Genomic DNA, 19842 nt, shown 5'->3' on the forward strand with positions numbered 1-19842 from the left:
CTGTGGAAACATCCCCACGCATGTGGGGAAAAGCAGGAACGGCGTGACCGATCGGATGTCAGCCGGGGAAACATCCCCACGCACGTGGGGAAAAGAGCTAAAAGCAGACCTAGCGGGCGCGCTTCAAAGAAACATCCCCACGCACGTGGGGAAAAGCCGCTCTCGAATGAGAAGAACGCTGACAAGCTGGAAACATCCCCACGCACGTGGGGAAAAGAGCTAAAAGCAGACCTAGCGGGCGCGCTTCAAAGAAACATCCCCACGCACGTGGGGAAAAGGATCCAAGATGGTCGTCGCAGATTACTCAAATAGAAACATCCCCACGCACGTGAGGAAAAGCGGCCCACAGATTCCCAAGGCTCTTCCATAGTTGAAACATCCCCACGCACGTGGGGAAAAGTCTCCTGCGTGAACAAGAGCCTGGAGCAGGGCGGAAACATCCCCACGCACGTGGGGAAAAGGAGTATCGGCGCTTGTCAAAGTGTTCTCTTTTGGAAACATCCCCACGCACGTGGGGAAAAGGGGGCGCCGGCACCTGGCCGGTGCTGTCGTCCAGAAACATCCCCACGCACGTGGGGAAAAGCGCCTGGCGGCGGTCATCGGCCGAGCCGACAAAGAAACATCCCCACGCACGTGGGGAAAAGCTTCCAAACTCGTGAATGAATCCGAGCTCATGGGAAACATCCCCACGCACGTGGGGAAAAGAGCGCTGTCATTTACGGTCGCAGACCTATGCCAGAAACATCCCCACGCACGTGGGGAAAAGCTTCTTTCCTGGACTCAACCGACAGAATGGAGGGAAACATCCCCACGCACGTGGGGAAAAGCTGTGCGCGTACTGCGTCCACGAGGCTGACGAGGAAACATCCCCACGCACGTGGGGAAAAGGGCTTTGTCTCGGGCCGCCAGCGCATCAGCCAGGAAACATCCCCACGCACGTGGGGAAAAGCCTCTGCCTTTCTCGTTCCTGCCTACCCATGCGGAAACATCCCCACGCACGTGGGGAAAAGTGCAATTTACGGTTGTGCAGTTCACGGTCGTACAGAAACATCCCCACGCACGTGGGGAAAAGTGATCTTCCTCGTCGCTGTCGACGTCCTCGGGGGAAACATCCCCACGCACGTGGGGAAAAGTCCGTCAAAAGAGAACCATCAGTGGCTGCCAGAGAAACATCCCCACGCACGTGGGGAAAAGCTGTCGGGCCGCCATATCTCTGGCGGACAAGTAGAAACATCCCCACGTGTCAATATTGAAAACTAAGCACCCCCCAAAAAAGTGAAAACTTGGGGACCACCCCGACGTACGATGATCAGCTGGTTTGAGTGTTTTCTGCCCCCACCTCCTTTGCTTTAGTTTTCTTAAATTTCCGCATCCTGCCTTCGTGGATCCTGTAGCTCTCGCCTTTAATTGCGATGGCGGTGCAGTGATGGAGCAGCCGATCCAGGATTGCGTTTGAGGCCGCTTTGTCCCCCATGAACAGCTCCCACTGGCCGGCTGGCCGGTTGCTGGTCACAATGACGCTCTTCTTTTCGTATCTCAGAGCCACCAGGTGGTACAGCAGCTGCGTCTGCACCGGCGACAGCGGCGTATAGCCGAGTTCATCGATGATCAGCAGCCTGGACTTGTTGATTTCCTTGAGTTTGTTTTCAAAAACGCCTTCGCTGTAGGCCTTTGAAAGAACTTCAATTAAATCCTTGGCACTGAAGAAACGAACCGTCATGCCGGCGCGAACGGCGCTGACTCCCAGACCGATGGCCAGATGCGTCTTCCCCACTCCCGGAGGCCCGACCAGGACGACATTTTCCCCGTTGCCGACCCATTCCAGGCTGCACATTTCACGAAAAAGGCCAGGGTCGATGGACGGCTGAAATGTCAGATCAAAATCCCTCAGTTCCTTAATGACCGGAAAATGAGCGCCGCTCATCCAGAGCGAGCAACGGTTGGCATTGCGCCGCCTGATTTCCTCTCCGAACAGAAACGCAAGGGCCTCCCTGACCGTCATTAATGAGATGGTCAGCCCCCTACAGCGGGGCCTTACTCGCGGTGACCGTCCATCATGAAAACCGTAGCTGAAAACAAAAAGAGCGCCCTTGCTTCTCAGAACATAACCCCGCCCGGGGCTATAACTGAGGTATACCCAACCAAGGAGCGCTCCGCCATGAATTCTACCCTCTCAAACAATCCCGCTGTTGTCATCGGCATCGACCTTGCCAAAACTCAGTGTGATGTTGTTGGTTTTGACAAAGATCGGAAGATAGCCCTGAAGCTGCCCCGCATTTCGAAGGAAAAGCTGCTGGAAAGGCTTGCGAACATGCCCCGGGCCTCCGTTCTGATGGAGGCCTGCGGCGGAAGCCACTGCTTCGTCCGCAAGGTGAAAGCGCTGGGGCACGACGGACGCCTCCTGAACCCCGGGGATGTGAAGCGCATACGGTGCGGGCATCAGAAGAACAACATGCTTGACGCCGCCTACATCGCCTGGGCCTGGTACATTCCAGGCATCAGCTATGTGGTCCCGAAAACCCAGGCGCAGCAGGATCTCCAGTCCCTGCAGCGCATCTATCAGGGCTACATGAAGACCCGCATAGAATTCGGAAACAGAATTCACGCCCTGCTGCTCGAATATGGTTTAAGCAGTCCTCAAACAAGCCGGTTCATAGCCGAACAGCTGCCGGAGTTCATAGAGACGCATACGAAGGATCTGACGCCTTTGGCAGGGGAAGCCCTCCTGATGCTACGGGACTCCTGGCTCGAGGCCTCTGAATGGGAGAAAAAGGCCGGACAGAAATATGACGAACTCGTGCGTGCAAACGAGGCCTCGAAGCGTCTGATGACAATTCCGGGCATTGGCCCCAAATGCGCCGGCGCTCTCCTCACGCACTGCGGGGAAGCCTCCCGCTTCCGCGACAGCCGGCAGTTTGCGGCTTCTCTCGGCCTTGTGCCCCGCCAGAACTCGACTGGAGACAGGGACACCCTGGGCCACATTACGAAGAGAGGACCGAAACACCCCAGATCCATGTTAGTTCAGGGGGCCTCGGCTTTGATGATCATGGCTGACAGGCTCGAGGGAGCTCTTGGCGAATGGGTCCGGAAGATCAAGGCGTCCGGAAAGAAATACGGCGTCAAGGTCTGCGCCATCGCGGCAAAGCTCGCCCGCATCGCCTGGAGAATACTCTGTGAGAAAGGCATGGAATACAGACCTCAGCCCATCAAAGCCGGCAGATCGAGGGCTGCGGCTTAAACCGGAGAACAGCTAAGAATATTTTCTCAGGACCACGAAGGCCAATGATGTAGTGACGATCCGGCTCAAGGCGGCGGGAAAACGCAGGTGAATACAATAGTTTAAGTTTATGAAACTGCGACGTTTATAGTGCGATCCCGCCGCACCCGAATATCACTAGGCGGCGAGGAAGAGAAAACCTTCCTCATGACGACCGCGGACGTATTGCTGTGAAGCCTCCTCATCACACGAAGAGCTGGCGCTACAAGTGCATCGGCAGGGATGGTTATGAGAATCAGGTTGTGGCGGCAGATGGAATTCGGTGCTCGCCGCCGCAATAATGGGCGCGCGCAAGTGTTTTGATCATGCGCGCGCTGGTGCGGCGGCTCGATGCTGATTCTTCGATTTGAGCTTTTTAATTGAGATTTTTAAAGTTGGGGCATGCTTGCGCATGCCCCGTTAGGGAAACTACGCCTCAACAGTTTGGGCTGACCACGTATTTGTTTTCAGTGGCGCTCTTGAGCAGGTCTTCAAGATTGTCCCGAATGAACGTCAGCTTCAAGCGGGCCGCACAGGCCTTAAGCTCTTTGTCTGTTTCCCTCATGGCCGAACTCCTTCGGGTTCAGCCCCAACAAAAAGCAGGTTGTATTGCGCAGAGTTTCCCGGCATGCCCGCACCAGCTGCCTGATACGCCTGATAAACGGGATCTTTCTGAAGGATTTTTTTTTCTTCCTCAAAGGCTTTTGCAGCGTTCCTCGGGGTTGACAACGGCTGCTGGCGAGGCGAATATGCATCTGCGGTTTTATCCAGGCAGATGATCCGTTTCTGTCCACAGTACACCTCGAGGTTTTGTGAGCTTACATGGAGTCGGACCTCTTGCAGCCGACAGGCATCGGGGAGTCGATAGCAGCGGTTTTCCAAATGGATGAAACCGCATTTGTCTGCCTTTCTCGTCACCCAGATCGCTGAATACTGAGGACCGCACGGCAGCGGCCTCAGCGCTTTCTTTTCTTCGGGCCAGCGCTCCAGGGGCGTGTGCTGGAAACTGGCCAGCACACGCCGGTCGGCCGTCTGGCCGCACCAGGCCCGCAGGTTCATGTTCAGCTGTTCAAAAGATTTATAGCGCACCCCCACCAGTGCATTGTGCTTGACGTATCCGACGCTGCGCTCAACCTTGCCTTTGGACCGGGGCTTGCGGACGGCAGTGGCGACAGGGGTGAAATCGTACTGGTCTGCCAGAAACTGGTACCGGTCAGTGAAGCGAACCTCACCCCGGCGTTGGTGGAAAGCCACCAGCGAGGCTGCGTTGTCGCTGATCACCTGCCTAGGAACTCCTTGAAAATAAATAAACGCCTGCTCTATGCCCTGCAGCCAGGCCTCCTGGGTCTCTCTTTCAAACGCCATGGCGAAAATGCGCCTCGAATAGCCCAAAATGGCGACAAAAACATGCACATGCGTCATCTGGCCTGCAATTTCAACGTCTTTTTCGCCAAAATCAATCTGCATCTGGTCGCCTGGCTGGGGCTCAAACCTGTCGGGCGAAGGCATGTTCTGAAGCTTGACCTGATGCCGGAAGCCTCTGATGAAGCGGTTGAAGACGTCCTGCCGCACTTCCACTCCATATTTTTCCTGGATCAGCCGGATGGTCACCGGGCCGCTGCATTCTGCCCTGAGAAAAAGTGCCTGGGCATCTTCAGTATGGGCCTGGAGGAAGGCAAGGCTGGGGCCGGGACGCCGGCCGACTTTCAGTGGAACAACGCCCTTGATGTACCGCCTGATGGCCTTGCGGGACACGCGCAGCGTGCGATGGATGTACCTGATGCTCTGCCCTTGCTCATGCAGAGCCAGAATGCTTTGCTGAATTGATTTTGAGAGCATGAAGTCGGACCTTTCATAATGTGACTTTCTGCTCTGATGTTTTAACGAATTGCGATCCACAACGGAACCCTCTCATAAAAAAAATTGGGAGGGGTGGTCTCTTGGTTCTGAATAATTTGGTGGGTACTTTATTTCAATTCACGACACCCACGCACGTGGGGAAAAGGAAAGCTCGATCGTGTAATCGACACGGTACCCGGAAACATCCCCACGCACGTGGGGAAAAGCGGCTGCTGTGGCAAAAGTGAAGCGCGAACTGGAGAAACATCCCCACGCACGTGGGGAAAAGTACTGGAACTACCACGGACACGAACTGCCGTGGGAAACATCCCCACGCACGTGGGGAAAAGGGCGACTGAGCGCGTGTACACGATTGCGCAGGGGAAACATCCCCACGCACGTGGGGAAAAGGCAACGGCGCCCGCGTCCTCGCGCGAGCCCACAGAAACATCCCCACGCACGTGGGGAAAAGCTGCATGCCGTCGTCCTGATACGCCATACGCTTGAAACATCCCCACGCACGTGGGGAAAAGTCTTTGACCCAAGCGTGGCCCGCCCCGTAGGGGGAAACATCCCCACGCACGTGGGGAAAAGGGGGTCGTCCTTGACATCGGACTTTGGCTGCTGGAAACATCCCCACGCACGTGGGGAAAAGGCGTCGCAGGTCGTCTCAAATACCGAGCAGGCGGAAACATCCCCACGCACGTGGGGAAAAGCCCTTGAACCCCAAGCTAGCCAGAGCATTGGCAGAAACATCCCCACGCACGTGGGGAAAAGCGGCAAGGAAATACCGCCCATCGGCGCTTGTGAGAAACATCCCCACGCACGTGGGGAAAAGCCAGAAACAGAGGCTGTGGTCTCGGACCACTCGGAAACATCCCCACGCACGTGGGGAAAAGTTCCTGCATAAGCGAAGCAAGAACATCTTTAAGGAAACATCCCCACGCACGTGGGGAAAAGCCTGCCGATCGACTTCCGCGAGCCGCCGATGTAGAAACATCCCCACGCACGTGGGGAAAAGCTCGAAGATCGAGACACGCTCCACTTCCTCGGGGAAACATCCCCACGCACGTGGGGAAAAGCGTGCTTCTTTGCCGGTCGATCAAACTGCTGCAGAAACATCCCCACGCACGTGGGGAAAAGCCGGTTGGCTTCAAGCAATGCTGAGAGGTGAGAGAAACATCCCCACGCACGTGGGGAAAAGCCAGGCGAGCGCCTCGTTCACCGGCCCCAGCGTGGAAACATCCCCACGCACGTGGGGAAAAGTACGCAGGCGCAGGGCGGGCCAGTTCCCTTGCTGAAACATCCCCACGCACGTGGGGAAAAGCCTCCCGGATCGTGTCGACCTGTCGGCGCAGCGGAAACATCCCCACGCACGTGGGGAAAAGCCTCTTGGGCTTTATCCCCGCCACTTTTCGTTAGAAACATCCCCACGCACGTGGGGAAAAGCAAACCGAGATCGATAAGTTCCCGTATTGCCTTGAAACATCCCCACGCACGTGGGGAAAAGGCAGCCTGGGGCAGGTCGGGGATCCCCCAGCGGGAAACATCCCCACGCACGTGGGGAAAAGGACGTGGAAACCAATGTCCGGCGTGAAGTAACGGAAACATCCCCACGCACGTGGGGAAAAGCAGTCAAGTCTCTGGTCGATCCTGATCTTCTGAGAAACATCCCCACGCACGTGGGGAAAAGACCTTTTCTGACCTTTCAGGGTCGAGCCTTCTGGAAACATCCCCACGCACGTGGGGAAAAGACAGGGGAGATGGAGGAGAGGAAATGACAGAGGGAAACATCCCCACGCACGTGGGGAAAAGCCGCCTTAGGGCGGCTTTTCTTTTATCTATTTGGAAACATCCCCACGCACGTGGGGAAAAGTGCTCGTCGAGGCTGCGCGCCAGGCCAGGGAGAGAAACATCCCCACGCACGTGGGGAAAAGGGGCTGAGATCGGCAGGTGGACGAAGCTATGCAGAAACATCCCCACGCACGTGGGGAAAAGGCTGTCAATGGCCGTTGGAGCTAACGGTGAATAGAAACATCCCCACGCACGTGGGGAAAAGCCGACGCGCTCGCGCTCACCTTCGCTACAGATGGAAACATCCCCACGCACGTGGGGAAAAGTTACTCACCAGAAGGTCGCCGACGCGCTCGGCGGAAACATCCCCACGCACGTGGGGAAAAGCTTCCGCGGCTTCGTCACCGACTACCAGTGGAAGAAACATCCCCACGCACGTGGGGAAAAGTTCAAAATGTTGTATAAAGTGCAAGATATTAAATCAATATTTAGTGGTCCCAGTTGTTAAAGAGCTCAAGGATTACGTGCCGGCCTTTTCTAAAACAAGTTGCAGACCATTAAAGTCAACCACTTTCTTTGAAGGAATCCCTAAGGTATACAGCCTGTAAAAGGGAGGTTTAGAAAGATCCTTAAATATGATTAAACCGGACTCTGGCGGACAATTTTGCAGAAGATAACTAATAACCTTGTCTGCCACATAATCTGTGATTCCTGAAACAAACACATTAGCTCTTGGTTCTGTAAACCACAGTTTCAGTCTCCCCCTTATTTTCATGGGAAGGTCATTTGCTACCAATACAACCACTGCGTCCTCCTAAAACTTTAGGTATATCGGTGCACATCTTCTGCAAAAGGTTCATATCAATAACTCTTTGCCTGAAATTATTGAGGACTTTAATTCGGTCATATTCACCTCCCAGCAGTTTAGTCAATGAAAAGGCTAAGTCGATAGACACATCAGCTTTGTAAAGATCGGAGATGTCGTATACAAAAGGAAGAGGAGAGCCTGAATGGATGAAACCTATATGAGGCGAATAGCCTAAAGCGTGAATTACTGATGAAGTAATTCCGTAAAGAGCCGCATTGCAAGCAGTTAAAATCTTATTAGTGGTATCAGAAAAACAAAATTTTTCAGGAACAAAAGACCGCCCTTTCCAACCGACGTGATATTCCATCGCCTTTGCAATATAAAGCGCTTTAACTCTCTTTCCCTCCATCCCTCTGAGTTCACTAAGACTTCTCCCGTCAAGATCCGCCTCCGGGAAGCGTTCCCTCAACATATTCACCGCAACCGCAAGTCTTTTTTGAGGGTTGGCGGCGAGTTCCATTTGGAGGCGAAATTGTTTCGTATCGGCTGTGGGGGTATCTCCGAATGCGTAAAACAAAAGAGAATCTTCTCCTGCCCAGCACAGCATACAGTTCGAAGCTGCACAGACCTTCACAGCTTCATGGGTGACGGAAGTGCCAGGGCCTAGAATCAAGCAGCTGATAGTGGCTACAGGAATGCGCACGAGATTATTGTCACTATCAATCCATTTGATGCTGCTGTCATCAACCACTACTCTGCCGTGTTCCAGATATAAAAAGGGAAATTTATCTCGAACTTTGGGCAGAGTATCTCGCGTTATTTTGACGAAAATTCTAGGGCCGGCGGTCATGGCTATTTCCTGATCTACTCCTGTACCCTGTTTAAGGTGACATACCGACTCTGATAAATTTTTTTTATTCCGAATGAAACCGGTACATCCTTAAGAAGGAACACTTCCCCAGAGTCAGGGTGCGCCCCTTCAATTACTTGGAACAGAAGCTGACGCCCTTTTTCTTTTGCTATTTCGTCTGCTTTTGCTTTTGCGTCTTTTACAGATCCAAAAATCCCTTGGAAAATCAACTCAGATGGGACACAACTTCTTCGACCTAAAGATAAAGGCCAAGTAGGTTGTTGAAGTGCCTCGGCAAGTTTTTCAACAAAGGTGTCTTCCTCATAGGTAAGAAAAACAGCAAAGGCTCCCGACTGCAGAAAATAGCGGTACGTTAATTTTGATCCTGTGACTCCTGTTGGCTTTTTCCCATTGCTAGTTTTGGGTATAAATAAAGTGAGCCATGGATTATTAGAGGGATACCCACTCCCCACCATTTGGAAATCGCAGAGCTGAGGGGGTTGCCGGTGGGCGTCACCGTATGAAAAAGCCTCCCATTTTCCAACGGTAAGTTTTTTTAGAAAGTCCTTCTGGGGGCCTCCCAGCCCTAACGCGGCGCAAAGGATCCCGCATACTCCGGAAAGGGTGGGAAAGGGCAACGTTTCCCGGCGATCAAATCGAGAGTTATATCCCCAGCTCTGCAGTGGCCCTTCTAGCCATAGGAATAAGGTTTTCATAACTCGCCTTATAAATTCTTCTGGAGGTCAGAAATTAGATCGTCGATCGAGTAATCGGCGTTTTCTCCCCATTCAAATTCGGCTTTTTTCCCAAACAAAGTACCGGCCATTTTTTCCTTTTTTGCAAGGTTGTTTTTCAGGCTTTCAATGCTAGGTTTAAGGAAACCGTCTTTTGACTTAACGGGTTGCTCGAAAGAAAGCTGCATTCTTTGTCCTTTGCGGATATACACCTTGGCAAAGTCCCATGGGCAGGCTCCAGATTGGGTGCTTTGCCGTGCTGCGGGGACAGCAATGAAAAGCGCTTTTACAAAAGCCTCGACAGCTTTCCCCATCAAACCATTAGAGTTGTCTTCGAGGCCCAAGGTATTCGCGAGAAGTCCAAGATCCAGACTGATATATCGATAGTATGTTGCGGAAGAAAATTCGAGCGTGCCCATGTGAGCACCGCCTCTTTCTCCCTCTTCGGGCAGGTCGTCGAGCGCGGTAAAGAAGTCAATTTCCGGTGATGATTTATGGGTGGAAATCGCATGGGAGAAACTGGCAGCAGCCTGAACGTCGATTTCTGGAGCCTGTGCAACCATGCGGCCAAAAAGAGCTATGTCCAATGCATCGAAATTTTTATTGAGGATTTTTTTCGAAATTGCAGACAAACTTTTTATTAAGTTTTTATCCTCTTTGATGTCAAAATTCTGTTCTTTTGCAAACTTTGCGAAAGCTTCACATTCTGCCGGGCTTATAAAAAGCAAAGTGTCCTTCGTTAATGCATCCCCAATGATCTGTCCGCATTTATCGGCTTTGTCCTGAGTTGCTCCCAGGTTGCAGCACGCAGCAGAAATCAGTTCATTAACATGTTTAGTCCTTACGCCAAGGTGGATGCCCAGTTCCTTTTGCTGGTCATGAAGTGCCATTCGAACTTGACGTTTCCAGCACTGAGAGCTGACGCGGGCTCTTTGAACTCCGCCTATGATGGCAGTTTTCGGGCTGCCAACGTCATCTCGATTAAGGCATGTAACAGGAAAACTTTGAAGGATGTGGAATTCGATAATTTCACCAGCGTACTTATTATTCATAATGAACCTCGTTTAAAAATTAGAAACCGGGACAATTTGAAGAAGGCCGCATCCAAAAGCTTTGCCTCGACCAATTCCAGAATAAAAAGCTCTTGAGAATGCGGTTCGATCAGTTACTTTTAAAGCTCCAGAAAGGTCTGCCTGGAAAATGGTGACTTGACCATCTTTTTTATGAGGAAAAGTCACGACTCTGCGTGGGCCGATTTCAATCCGAAGCGGGTCTACTTCAAACCCCCAACGGGGGCTCTTTTTCACAAACCAGGAACGAATGTCATCGTTGGAGGTTACAGGTCGGATCTTTCCAGATTTTTGAGGGTTCCCTGCGTTTCGGGATCTTACGGTTGGATTGATTCGAACTGTAAATCGGTAGAAATCATAACTAAGGAAATCTTCGGGAATTTCTTTAGTGTCAACTTGTCCTAATTGCTTTTCGGGAAGTCTGTCAGAGAGCAGAAGGATGCGAACCCCTACTTGCGGCTTGTATCCAACCACTCGCCAAAGAATTCCACCGTTAATTGGGTCATCAGGATTTCGCTCGTTTGGATAAAAAATACTGCAGACGATACGGTGTAGGCTGTAGGCGTCCGTAACTTTCAGCCACGCGCAGTCAACGGGACTCAGTGAAACGAGGCTGATGTAATGCTTAAGAGCCATTTGACTTTGTCTCCTCTTTTTTGCGAGTATCTTCTCCGTAAAAGCTATACGCCCAGATCTCCTTTACTCGATCACGGTATGCATCAGACTGGAATAGTTTCAAATCCCAAAGAAGTCGACTATAAGAAAGACTCGCTTTCTCTCGGCTTTGAATTAAATGAATGATTGGGCGGACAATCTGACAGGCTTCGTCTACAGTGTCACACGAGAGAAGTCGACGAAGTCGCGGTTCCCCCTGATTTTCACTATCTTTGTCAAAGCTTGCCCTGAGAGCTTCACCAAGATTCTGAGTTCCGTCTTCCTGTACTTTGCCGCGCGCTAGGGCTGCTGCAATGACAAAATAGGCGTCTCGATCAGGTCGCCGGATGTCAATTCCTCCACGAATTAGGGTCGGCCACGCCTTGTAAGAGGTGACAGGGTTGTCGGCTTGGCGGAGATCGGCAGCAATACCTTTATCAGAAATGCGTTTAATCAGGTATTTGACAGTATCTTCGCACTGTTGCTGGAGAGACTTTTTTCCTTCCATTGTTCAACTCCAAAAATCATTTAAAAAAACGTGACAAATTAGGCCGGCACTGAGCCCAGGCTACGATCTGGCGCGCCGTATTGGAAGGGCAGGCTTCGTTATAAGACTGCATAAGGAAACGCGAAACCCGTTGCTTTATTTCCTTTAATAAGTCGGGATCATCACAGTGATCAATAATCATCTGCTTCAGAGGATCGCATTTTTCCCAGAAATTCCTTTCGGCCCGAGCAGCAAATGAACTATCCTGTATACCTAATTTTTTAAAATAACCGTTCGTGCAGCCATAAAGAATTTTCCCCATGGCTTCGAAATCCTGCATGGCAACCTTGTATGCATTAAACCAGTCCTCATTTGGCTCTATCGTGACCGATGATTCTACGGAGTCATTGGAGGCTGAAACCTTCTGCTCACCTGTTGAATTGGTAACTCTAAGCCCGCCAGACCAGATGCCAATTTCTTCTCGGCTGAACCCTAATTTTGATAAGCAGACGGAAATCTGTTGACAGTCAGTGTCATGCCCGCTTTGCGAGTCTAGGAATGAAGTGATGGCTGTCAGATCACGCCAGGGTTTTCTATCTGGATTCGTCCAGCGCAGCTTGATGCCATCAGGCTGCTTGAGTGTGAGCATTGATGGATCAAATCCTGCTTCTTTAAATCCGGGATATCTGATGCCCTCAGTAAAGTGAACCTCGTCCTTCTTTTCAAAAAGGCAGAAGCGACTGAGCGGGACTAGGCGTCCCATCAAAGAAGATTTCAGATCTTTTGCTACAGAGTCATCTTCACCAGAAGGCATTTTTTCCCAAGGGGGTACTCCGAGTCCCTTAGGAAATTGAGGCAGCCGTGCTATGTCTTCTAAAGTAAATGTGTTCAGCCAAATGGTTTCGAGAAGAGAAGTCCCGAAACAAAAGCTGTGCAACGCCCCCATGAAATCCATTCCTGGCCCCGGTTTCGCAGATTTCTTTATGTAACCAGGGGTTAAGCATATAGTCTTGTCCGGCCGTTTTCCTGCAAGCGCCATACTTTGCTGAATGATTAATATCAGGGCCTTTTCTGCGTCGGAGTGGGGCGGGTGATCCACCTGAATTTGTGTCAGTCGGGCATTATTTCCCATGGCGATTTCGGGAATTAGCACCCCGACGGGTTTTGCGGCTGCTTTTATGACGGACGGAAACTGCAGAAAGGGGCGGTCCCCGTAGAGAAAAAAAGTGTCCCTCCACCGGTTCAGATACTTCAGGCAGTTTTCTCCGAATTGGTCCAAATGTTTCCCTTCCAACAGCCACTCTTCCGTATTCGCAGGCGTGTGAGCTGCCTGTGAAATTGCTTGGAGTAATTTCATCAGTGCAATGTTCTCGACAGGGGTGCCTGCGAGATGCTTAAGGGACAAATCCGAGAAAACATCACGCAAAGATACAAGGCCGCGGTATGCAGTCGGTATCCAAGGGTCATCAATAAGGCAAAAATTATTTCGCATTGCTTTCCTTACACCGGTACCAACCGATTTTTGATGAATAAATTGTATCATGCTTAAGACACGTTTTCAATCCTGTTGTGACAGTCCCGGTCTTTTGGCAAAGAGCCAGATAAAGGCCCCCTGCTTTGTCATCAGCAGCCAGATAAATAAAGTTCCCAAACCCCAATTTTTTTGCTATTTCTGATGGAATTTTTAATTCTTGAGCCTGCGATAGCGGAAGTTTTACTGTACAGTTTCGCGTTTCGGAAGCAGTTTTGCACCATTCCCTTGGCGTTTGGCTGTCATATTTCCATGGGAATTTAATTTTTTCCCCGTCTAAGGTGTAAAGGATGGTCGACGAACATTGTTTAACTGGCTCTACTTCTTTCACCAGAAGGACATCGACTGTTGGCATGTCCGAGTAGCGTGTTTGGGCCGCAGAATCGTCAATGTTGGAAAATTCGGGATTCTCTACCTGTAGCGATGCGCGATTAATGAGTTCGCGGATGCCGATTCGGTGGTGACATTTGTCCCCATTTTCCAGTTCATTTTTCCTAACGGAAAATAAACCGGTTTCATTACGCTCCCCCAACGCAGATTCAATCATTACAGGAATATCGGATGGGATGTTCAGTCCAGATCTATCTTTGAACACTTCGATTGTCCGGCAGAGGATATAAGGGCTGTATACGTAGGCTGAAGCGCCAAAAGCCTGATAGGGCTTTTCTAAAGCATCTTGCAGATTAGGAGAAAGTATCCATATTTCTGCTCGAGCAGCCGCAGATCGAATCGTGTCCCTGTGTCTCCACAGCCGCCCCAGTCTTTGAAACAGCAAGTCGGCCGGTGCAACTCTAGAAATCATGAAATCAGCATCTAAATCTAAGCTTTGCTCTAAAATCTGCGTCCCAATTAAAACTCTTCCTTTTTCATTTCTGAGGGTATGGAAATTCTTGTGGGCGCCCCCTTTAGGTTAATCGAAGAAAGGTGCGATCCTGTCTCCGAACTCAATGGTTAATTCTCGCATGGCAGTTTTCCAATAAGGTGATGGCCTCACCCATCTCCTCTCCACCTTTCGGATCGCCAGGTAAAGCAGCTTCAGCGCAGCGGTCTCGCTTGGGAAAGAAGCTCTTGTCTTGACAACCTTTCGCAGGTCCCGGTTCAAGCTTTCAATGGCGTTGGTGGTGTAGATCAACCGCCTGACGGCGGGTGAGAACTCAAAGAAAGGAATCACGCGATCCCATGCGTCCAGCCAGATTTTTTCGATGTAGGAATATTTTTTCCCAAGTTCCGACTGGGCAAAATCGTTCAGCGCCTGACGTGCTTCCTCGGCGTTGACAGCACGGTAAACAGGCTTCAGCGCAGCAACAACCGCCTTGTAATCCTTGTAGTTGACCATTTTGAGGCTGTTGCGGATCAAATGGACGATGCAGGTCTGCAGCATCGTTTTCGGAAAAGCCGTCTCCAAAGCCTCCTGCATCCCTTTAAGCCCGTCCGTGACGGCGATAAGAATGTCGTTGACGCCTCGATTCTTCAGCTCGTTAAAGACTTTAAGCCAGTATTTGGCACTTTCATTTTCGGCCATCCAAAGACCCAGGACATCCTTCTTTCCATCGGTATCCACGCCCAGGGCGATATGGACTGCCCGGGGAGTGACCACCCCGTTTTCGCCCCTTGTCTTGATCCTGATGGCGTCAAAGAAAATCACCGGATAGACAGGGCTGAGAGGACGGTCCTGCCATTTCTGAAGCTCGGGAAGTATGGCGTCGGTCACATCGCTGATGAACTCGGCGCTGGTTTCCATCCCATATTCGTCGTAAAGATAGCCCTGGATTTCCCGTGTCGTCAGGCCTCGGGCATAAAGGGCCAAAATTTTTTCGTCGAACCCATCCAGCGTCCTTTTGTGCTTCGGAACAATCCGGGGTGTGAAGCGGCCTTTGCGGTCCCGGGGTACGTCCACATGGATGGTTCCAAGCTTGGGAGACTTCAGGGTTTTGGAGCTGTGGCCATTGCGCTCATTGTCACCCGGACGTGCCTGGCCCTTTTCATAACCCAGATGATGGGTCATTTCGCCCTCCAGCATTTTCGTCAGCAGCCGCCCCAGCAGGTGGGCCATGAAATCATCCGCTTCCCCGGAGGATTTGATTTCCCGGCCGGACTTCTTCAGGTCTTCCAGAATCTGTTCCGCGAGTTTGTCAAAAGGATCAGGTGTGCGTCTCATATTTAGGCTCTCCAAGAAGCATTATCTCAGAGCGCCCACAAAATTCTTTACACCCTCTCATTTCTGTCTCGTCTGCCTGATTTGTCAAAATAGGAAACCCATTTATTTTCTATTTTCTGGCGATCGGAAAAAGTGAATCGCGAATGCAAAAGGCCGCAGTCACAATGGAGTTCAGCGCAACGAGCCGCAAGCTCCATATATATCCTTTGACTGGAAGCGACATCGTTTTCTATCCAAATGATCTGTTGCCCTTCACTGGCTCGTACAAGAACTTCATCAATTGCTGTCTGCTCCGCATTTTTCGTACTAAGAAAAGATATTTTTATGGTTCTATCTTTCAGAGCAGGAAGGCTGATATGGTTAGTTTCCCCAGAATGCCGCCGGTAGGAAATTTGAGGGTAGCTCGCAGCCTCGATTTTGGCTCCTCGCAGCAGCGATGTCCTAGTTTTGGAAGTTAAGGTTGCAGAAAGAAGAACAACTGTGCAACAGAGGCTGTCGAGGGTTTCAATTAATTTTTGCAGGAGGTAGCCGGTATATGCATCGTAGCTGTGCACTTCATCGATAATGACAACTTTTCCTGCCAGTCCGAAAGTACGCACAAAGTTATGCTTGACTCCCATAATTGAAAGAAGGGCTTGGTCTAAGGTCCCTACAGCAAAGGGGGCTAGTAGCCCTCGTTTTTTTCCTGAAAACCAGCTTCCACCAGGAGCCGTTTCTCCTCTGCCCATGTTTCGACTTTCAAAAAATGCGTCAGCTCCAGCAAACAGTAGTCGTGGAAGTGATGATCCAGGGACGGCAAAATTTAGAAACGAACAGAACCTTTCATATATTTTTGTAGCAGTAAGCTGAGTTGGCAGAGCAAAATAAATGCCTCTGGCTCTTCCAGTGGATAAAGCTAAATAGGCAGCAAAAAGAGCTGCTTCTGTTTTGCCGGCCCCCATCGGAGCCTCAAGAATATAAACACCAGGCGAAGAGGCTATGCCTGCCAGCGCTTTTTGTGTTTTTGTAGGCTCATATTTGGTGCCATTTATGTCGCTGAAAAGATCGCCGAAGGCCAAACCTTTTGTGATGATCGGGGATATAAATCCAGCCTCTTGAATACTTGCCGAGACCAAAGGTTTCCAGTTTCTCGAAGGGTCGTCAAAAAAAGCGCCGGATCCAAGCCAATCAGCGACGGTTGTTAGGCCAGATAGCAGTTGCATCTGACTTATCGAAATACTTTCTGGAAATTGCGTCCGGAAAATATTTTCTAGCTCTTCAACTAGCCTTTCCCTCTCTTTTTCCCATAGCGGTCCGCCAAAATCTTTTTGATCAGGATTTTGGCTTTCAAGAGATTTAGGCAGATAGCCATGGTGCTGCCCGACAATAATGGCCAGCCTCTTTTGGCCAGTCATTTTTTTGACAGTTGCGTAGCTGACTCCAGGGTGCCCACCCCATCCTGCAGATTCGTAATCGCGAATAGCCAGCGGAGATTTTGGGAAACCCGTTTCGTTGAGAAGTTGGTTGGCGCTGGTTGCGAGTCTTTGGCTCTTTGTTTGAAGGGCGATTCTTAGGAAAAAAGACGGGCTGAGTTTGCCAATATCGTGAGTTGCCGCAATGAGATCTGCACCGTCGGGAAATAAATTCCTTAGCCGCGGCGGAAATAGCTGTATGAGTTCTTTCGCTATTGCGCCAACTATTAGACAGTGATCTTTCACAGATCTGCCGGGTAGAACTTCTCCGGCCGAAACCCATGTTTTTGCTGGGCAGTCCTCAGCTGGTATGTCGACGGTTATCATGAAGCTGCGGGCTTGTTTTGTGCGTTTCATGATCTTTGTTTGAAAGCCGTTGCTGTAAACTTCGACGCAGTCAAGATAACATCAAACAAGGGTAATTACTAGCGCGTTTCCCCTTCATCTCCAAGGGGGTGTTCCCGTGTCATAAGCCTGCAGAGTATGCGACTTGGGTGTTTCCCCACCGTTGTGGGGGTGTGTTTTGGCTAAAACTTATCCTTCTTCAAAACAGGAAAGTTGAGCAGCTTGAACTTTGGTTGGCGTACGCGTCAGAGCTGATCTCACAAATCGCGAGCAATCCTCTGATTAATCGCATAATCGTGAAAAGTAGGGGCCGTCAAGGACGTTGATGCTTAAAAAATAAAAAGAGAATTTCGGTTTCTAAAATTAAGCTTTTCCCGTTGGGCGCGGAAGCTTGCCAAAAGGTTCGCTAATGCTTGTATACCAAAGGTAAGGGGATTTAGATTTTTTACAGATATTTTCCTGTAAGGCTTTGCGGAAGGGATTTGATATAGGACGGCGTTCCCTCCCCGGCCAGCCAACCTCCCTCTGGCCCCCGTCCGCCGAGATCAATTACCCAGTCGCAAGAGGCGATGATCTGTGGTTCGTGTTCAGTCAGCACGACGGTGTTGCCCGCGTCGCAGAGTTTTTGAAATATGTTTGAAAGCACTGCAATGTCCGACATATGGAGCCCTGCTGTGGGTTCGTCAAAAATGTAGAGAGTCCGCCCAACGTCCGGCCGGGCCAGTTCCGCGGCGATTTTGATTCTCTGACACTCTCCGCCGGAAAGTGTGTGGGAAGGCTGGCCCAGATGGATATAGCTCAGCCCGACTTCGGCCAGAGCCCGGAGTTTTCTCATGATGGCGGGCCTGGCCTTGAAGTGCTCCATGGCCTGCTCAACGGTGAGGTCCAGCACTTCAGCAATGTTCAAACCCTTGTAGCGTACTTCAAGCGTCTCACTGTTGTAACGGGTTCCGTGGCAGGTGTCGCAGGGAACGAACACATCGGGCAGCAGCTGCATTTTGATTTGTCGTATGCCCTCGCCCTGGCAGGTTTCGCACCGCCCGCCCGGAATGTTGAAACTGAACCGACCGGCTGTATATCCGCGCTCCTTCGCCAGAGGCATTTCCGCAAACACTTCGCGGATGAGCTGGAAAAGGCCAAGGTACGATGCAGGGATTGAACGAGGCGTTCGTCCTATTGGAGACTGATCGACCATGAGGACCCGGCTGAAATTTTCAAGTCCCTCGATGCCTGTGCAGGCGACCGGGTCCGCGCCATCGGCATGGTTGAGCATCCGGGAAGCGGCCTTGTATAGAACGTTGTTGACCAGAGAAGATTTTCCGGATCCGGACAGCCCGGTGACTGCTGTGACGCAGCCCTCGGGGATCCGCACACTGATGCCCTTCAGGTTATTTGCTCGGGCTTCGCGGATGGTGATCCAGGTCTTGCCCGGGACACGGGGCTTGACCGGGAGCGGCATTTTTTTTCTGCCCGACAGGAAGGCTCCGGTAAGGGACGCAGGTGAGGCCATGACCTCCTTGAGTGTCCCGGCCGCACAGACCATGCCTCCGTGCTCTCCGGCTCCGGGGCCCATATCCACCAGATAGTCTGCCGCCTTCATGGTTTCTTCCCTGTGTTCCACCACGATGACGGTGTTGCCCTGGCCTCGCAGGCTGAGCAGCGTGTTAATCAGCCGGTCGTTTTCAGCGGGATGAAGGCCCGCGGAGGGTTCGTCCAGAACATAAGTGACGCCGGAGAGCCGAGTGCTCAGCTGCGCGGCCAGGCGTATGCGCTGAGTTTCGCCTCCCGAAAGTGTGTCCAGCGTTCTTGAGAGCGAAAGGTAGCCGAGGCCCGCTTGAATGAGGAATCCTGCCCTAGCCTTTATTTCCTGAAGCACGGGGTCGGCGATGGCGGCCCGCGCATCTTCAAACTTCAAAGTTTCAAAGAAAGCCCCGAAATCTGACAGGGTACGGGACAGTAAAGCGGGGTAGTTCGGGCCTTTCGGGGAGCCAAGGAAAACGTGCAGCGCGGCCTCTCGATCCCCTGCGTCCGATTCTGCCGGAGCCGCTTGAGGGCTCAGCGAAGAAAAGAGGGAAGGCTCGAGCCTGGAGAAGGAGAAGTCGCATTCCGGGCAGCTGTAATTCGTGGAAAAGCGCAGCTCTTCGCCCGTCCTGTAGTGCATGACTCCGACTTTGCCGCCCGAGAGGCTGGCGGCGAGCTCCAGGCTCTCACTCAGCCTATCCCGGGAGCCCGGACGGAGTTTGAGGCGGTCGACGACAATGTCCAAGCGGCCGGGAGGCGACGCGGTGAGGCTTTCAGGGTTGATTTCGTCAAGGAGCATGATGGCGCTGCCAACGCGGAATCGCTGAAAGCCAAGTGAAGCCATGCGGCGGAAAAACTCTGAAAAATCGAAGCCGGTACCGAAGGTGACCGGCGAGAGTACAAGCACCGGCGTTTCCTGAGGCCATTCGAGAATGCTGGAGGCCATGGAGGAAATCGGAGTGGCCTTAAGTTCTATGCCGTGGATCGGGCAGCACGGGGTTCCGGCCCTGGCAAAAAGCAGCCTCAGGAGTTCCGCGATTCCCGTGGAGGTTGCGACGCTTGACAAGGGGGAGCCTCCCCTGGTGAGCTGCCGCACAGCGATTGTGGGCGAGAGCCCATCGATGGAGTCGACATCGGGTCGTGGCAGCAGCGTGAGAAACTGCCTGGCGAATCCCGTGACCCCTTCTAGAAAGCGCCTCTGCCCTTCGGCGTAAATCGTGTCAAAGGCCAGTGAGCTCTTTCCGGAGCCTGAGGGGCCCGTGATGACGATGAGCCGGCCCTGAGGCAGGCCGAGGGAGATGTTCTTGAGGTTGTGGGTTCTGGCGCCGGAAATCTGCATGGACG

General features: G+C 51.8%; 14 protein-coding genes, 1 pseudogene and 2 CRISPR repeat arrays (1 of these 17 cut by a window edge). Of the genes and pseudogenes, 1 reads left to right on the forward strand and 14 read right to left on the reverse strand.

Annotation, left to right across the window (positions count from 1 at the left end; all coding sequences use genetic code 11):
• A CRISPR array of direct repeats spans positions 1–1194; the repeat unit is 28 nt; unit sequence GAAACATCCCCACGCACGTGGGGAAAAG (it extends 118 nt beyond the left edge of the window).
• Between the two features lie 115 nt (positions 1195–1309).
• Entirely contained in the window at positions 1310–2002 is a 693-nt protein-coding gene (gene istB, locus MUN46_RS03360; RefSeq protein WP_285230547.1) for an IS21-like element helper ATPase IstB, read from the reverse strand.
• 156 nt (positions 2003–2158) lie between these two features.
• On the opposite strand from istB, the gene MUN46_RS03365 reads away from it, so the two are divergent.
• The gene (locus MUN46_RS03365) at positions 2159–3238 is read left to right on the forward strand and encodes an IS110 family RNA-guided transposase (RefSeq protein ID WP_285230548.1); all 1080 of its coding nucleotides are present in this window, start codon (positions 2159–2161) and stop codon (positions 3236–3238) included.
• A 454-nt stretch (positions 3239–3692) separates the two neighbouring features.
• On the opposite strand, the gene MUN46_RS03370 is transcribed toward MUN46_RS03365, so the two are convergent.
• The 13 genes and pseudogenes from MUN46_RS03370 to MUN46_RS03430 form a co-directional block, all read right to left on the reverse strand.
• Positions 3693–3821: a hypothetical protein gene (locus MUN46_RS03370; protein WP_285230549.1), complete on the reverse strand. Its 129-nt coding sequence runs from the start codon at positions 3819–3821 to the stop codon at positions 3693–3695.
• A complete protein-coding gene (istA, locus tag MUN46_RS03375; RefSeq protein ID WP_285230550.1) occupies positions 3818–5095 on the reverse strand; it encodes an IS21 family transposase in 1278 nt (425 codons plus the stop codon). Before istA ends, MUN46_RS03370 begins: the two co-directional genes overlap by 4 nt.
• Positions 5096–5294: 199 nt before the next feature.
• Positions 5295–7337: direct repeats of the CRISPR family, unit length 28 nt; unit sequence GAAACATCCCCACGCACGTGGGGAAAAG.
• A gap of 72 nt (positions 7338–7409) precedes the next feature.
• Entirely contained in the window at positions 7410–7664 is a 255-nt protein-coding gene (gene cas2e, locus MUN46_RS03380) for a type I-E CRISPR-associated endoribonuclease Cas2e (protein ID WP_243377737.1), read from the reverse strand.
• 7 nt (positions 7665–7671) lie between these two features.
• A complete protein-coding gene (gene cas1e / locus MUN46_RS03385) occupies positions 7672–8547 on the reverse strand; it encodes a type I-E CRISPR-associated endonuclease Cas1e (protein WP_243377730.1) in 876 nt (291 codons plus the stop codon).
• A 14-nt stretch (positions 8548–8561) separates the two neighbouring features.
• On the reverse strand, positions 8562–9263 hold the full coding sequence (gene cas5e, locus MUN46_RS03390) for a type I-E CRISPR-associated protein Cas5/CasD (protein WP_243377731.1): 702 nt from the start codon (positions 9261–9263) through the stop codon (positions 8562–8564).
• Between the two features lie 8 nt (positions 9264–9271).
• Positions 9272–10333 carry a type I-E CRISPR-associated protein Cas7/Cse4/CasC gene (gene cas7e, locus MUN46_RS03395; protein ID WP_243377732.1) on the reverse strand — a complete coding sequence of 354 codons (1062 nt, stop codon included), beginning with the start codon at positions 10331–10333 and terminating at the stop codon, positions 9272–9274.
• Positions 10334–10345: 12 nt separating this feature from the next.
• Positions 10346–10987, reverse strand: coding sequence for a type I-E CRISPR-associated protein Cas6/Cse3/CasE (gene cas6e, locus MUN46_RS03400; RefSeq protein ID WP_243377733.1), 642 nt, complete (start codon positions 10985–10987; stop codon positions 10346–10348).
• Entirely contained in the window at positions 10977–11513 is a 537-nt protein-coding gene (gene casB, locus MUN46_RS03405) for a type I-E CRISPR-associated protein Cse2/CasB (RefSeq protein WP_243377734.1), read from the reverse strand. Before casB ends, cas6e begins: the two co-directional genes overlap by 11 nt.
• Before the next feature lie 16 nt (positions 11514–11529).
• Entirely contained in the window at positions 11530–12984 is a 1455-nt protein-coding gene (casA, locus tag MUN46_RS03410; protein WP_243377735.1) for a type I-E CRISPR-associated protein Cse1/CasA, read from the reverse strand.
• Positions 12974–13885 (reverse strand): annotated as a pseudogene (locus MUN46_RS03415) (hypothetical protein); the annotation flags it as partial. The pseudogene MUN46_RS03415 and the gene casA, both read right to left, overlap by 11 nt.
• Positions 13886–13933: 48 nt before the next feature.
• Complete coding sequence (locus MUN46_RS03420; protein ID WP_285230521.1) at positions 13934–15181, reverse strand: IS256 family transposase; 1248 nt, start codon at positions 15179–15181, stop codon at positions 13934–13936.
• Between the two features lie 47 nt (positions 15182–15228).
• Entirely contained in the window at positions 15229–16989 is a 1761-nt protein-coding gene (gene cas3, locus MUN46_RS03425) for a CRISPR-associated helicase Cas3' (RefSeq protein WP_243377297.1), read from the reverse strand.
• A gap of 433 nt (positions 16990–17422) precedes the next feature.
• Positions 17423–19837: an excinuclease ABC subunit UvrA gene (locus MUN46_RS03430; RefSeq protein WP_243377298.1), complete on the reverse strand. Its 2415-nt coding sequence runs from the start codon at positions 19835–19837 to the stop codon at positions 17423–17425.
• Between the last annotated feature and the right edge of the window lie 5 nt (positions 19838–19842).

It is taken from the genome of Mesosutterella faecium, assembly GCF_022809315.2.
Taxonomy (GTDB): Bacteria; Pseudomonadota; Gammaproteobacteria; order Burkholderiales; family Burkholderiaceae_F; genus Mesosutterella; species Mesosutterella faecium.

Coding starts and splice junctions, on each gene's coding strand:
- istB (WP_285230547.1), bottom strand. CDS start 2,002: ATGACGGTCAGGGAGGCCCTTGCGTTTCTGTTCGGAGAGGAAATCAGG.
- MUN46_RS03365 (WP_285230548.1), top strand. CDS start 2,159: ATGAATTCTACCCTCTCAAACAATCCCGCTGTTGTCATCGGCATCGAC.
- MUN46_RS03370 (WP_285230549.1), bottom strand. CDS start 3,821: ATGAGGGAAACAGACAAAGAGCTTAAGGCCTGTGCGGCCCGCTTGAAG.
- istA (WP_285230550.1), bottom strand. CDS start 5,095: ATGCTCTCAAAATCAATTCAGCAAAGCATTCTGGCTCTGCATGAGCAA.
- cas2e (WP_243377737.1), bottom strand. CDS start 7,664: ATGAAAATAAGGGGGAGACTGAAACTGTGGTTTACAGAACCAAGAGCT.
- cas1e (WP_243377730.1), bottom strand. CDS start 8,547: ATGACCGCCGGCCCTAGAATTTTCGTCAAAATAACGCGAGATACTCTG.
- cas5e (WP_243377731.1), bottom strand. CDS start 9,263: ATGAAAACCTTATTCCTATGGCTAGAAGGGCCACTGCAGAGCTGGGGA.
- cas7e (WP_243377732.1), bottom strand. CDS start 10,333: ATGAATAATAAGTACGCTGGTGAAATTATCGAATTCCACATCCTTCAA.
- cas6e (WP_243377733.1), bottom strand. CDS start 10,987: ATGGCTCTTAAGCATTACATCAGCCTCGTTTCACTGAGTCCCGTTGAC.
- casB (WP_243377734.1), bottom strand. CDS start 11,513: ATGGAAGGAAAAAAGTCTCTCCAGCAACAGTGCGAAGATACTGTCAAA.
- casA (WP_243377735.1), bottom strand. CDS start 12,984: ATGCGAAATAATTTTTGCCTTATTGATGACCCTTGGATACCGACTGCA.
- MUN46_RS03420 (WP_285230521.1), bottom strand. CDS start 15,181: ATGAGACGCACACCTGATCCTTTTGACAAACTCGCGGAACAGATTCTG.
- cas3 (WP_243377297.1), bottom strand. CDS start 16,989: ATGAAACGCACAAAACAAGCCCGCAGCTTCATGATAACCGTCGACATA.
- MUN46_RS03430 (WP_243377298.1), bottom strand. CDS start 19,837: ATGCAGATTTCCGGCGCCAGAACCCACAACCTCAAGAACATCTCCCTC.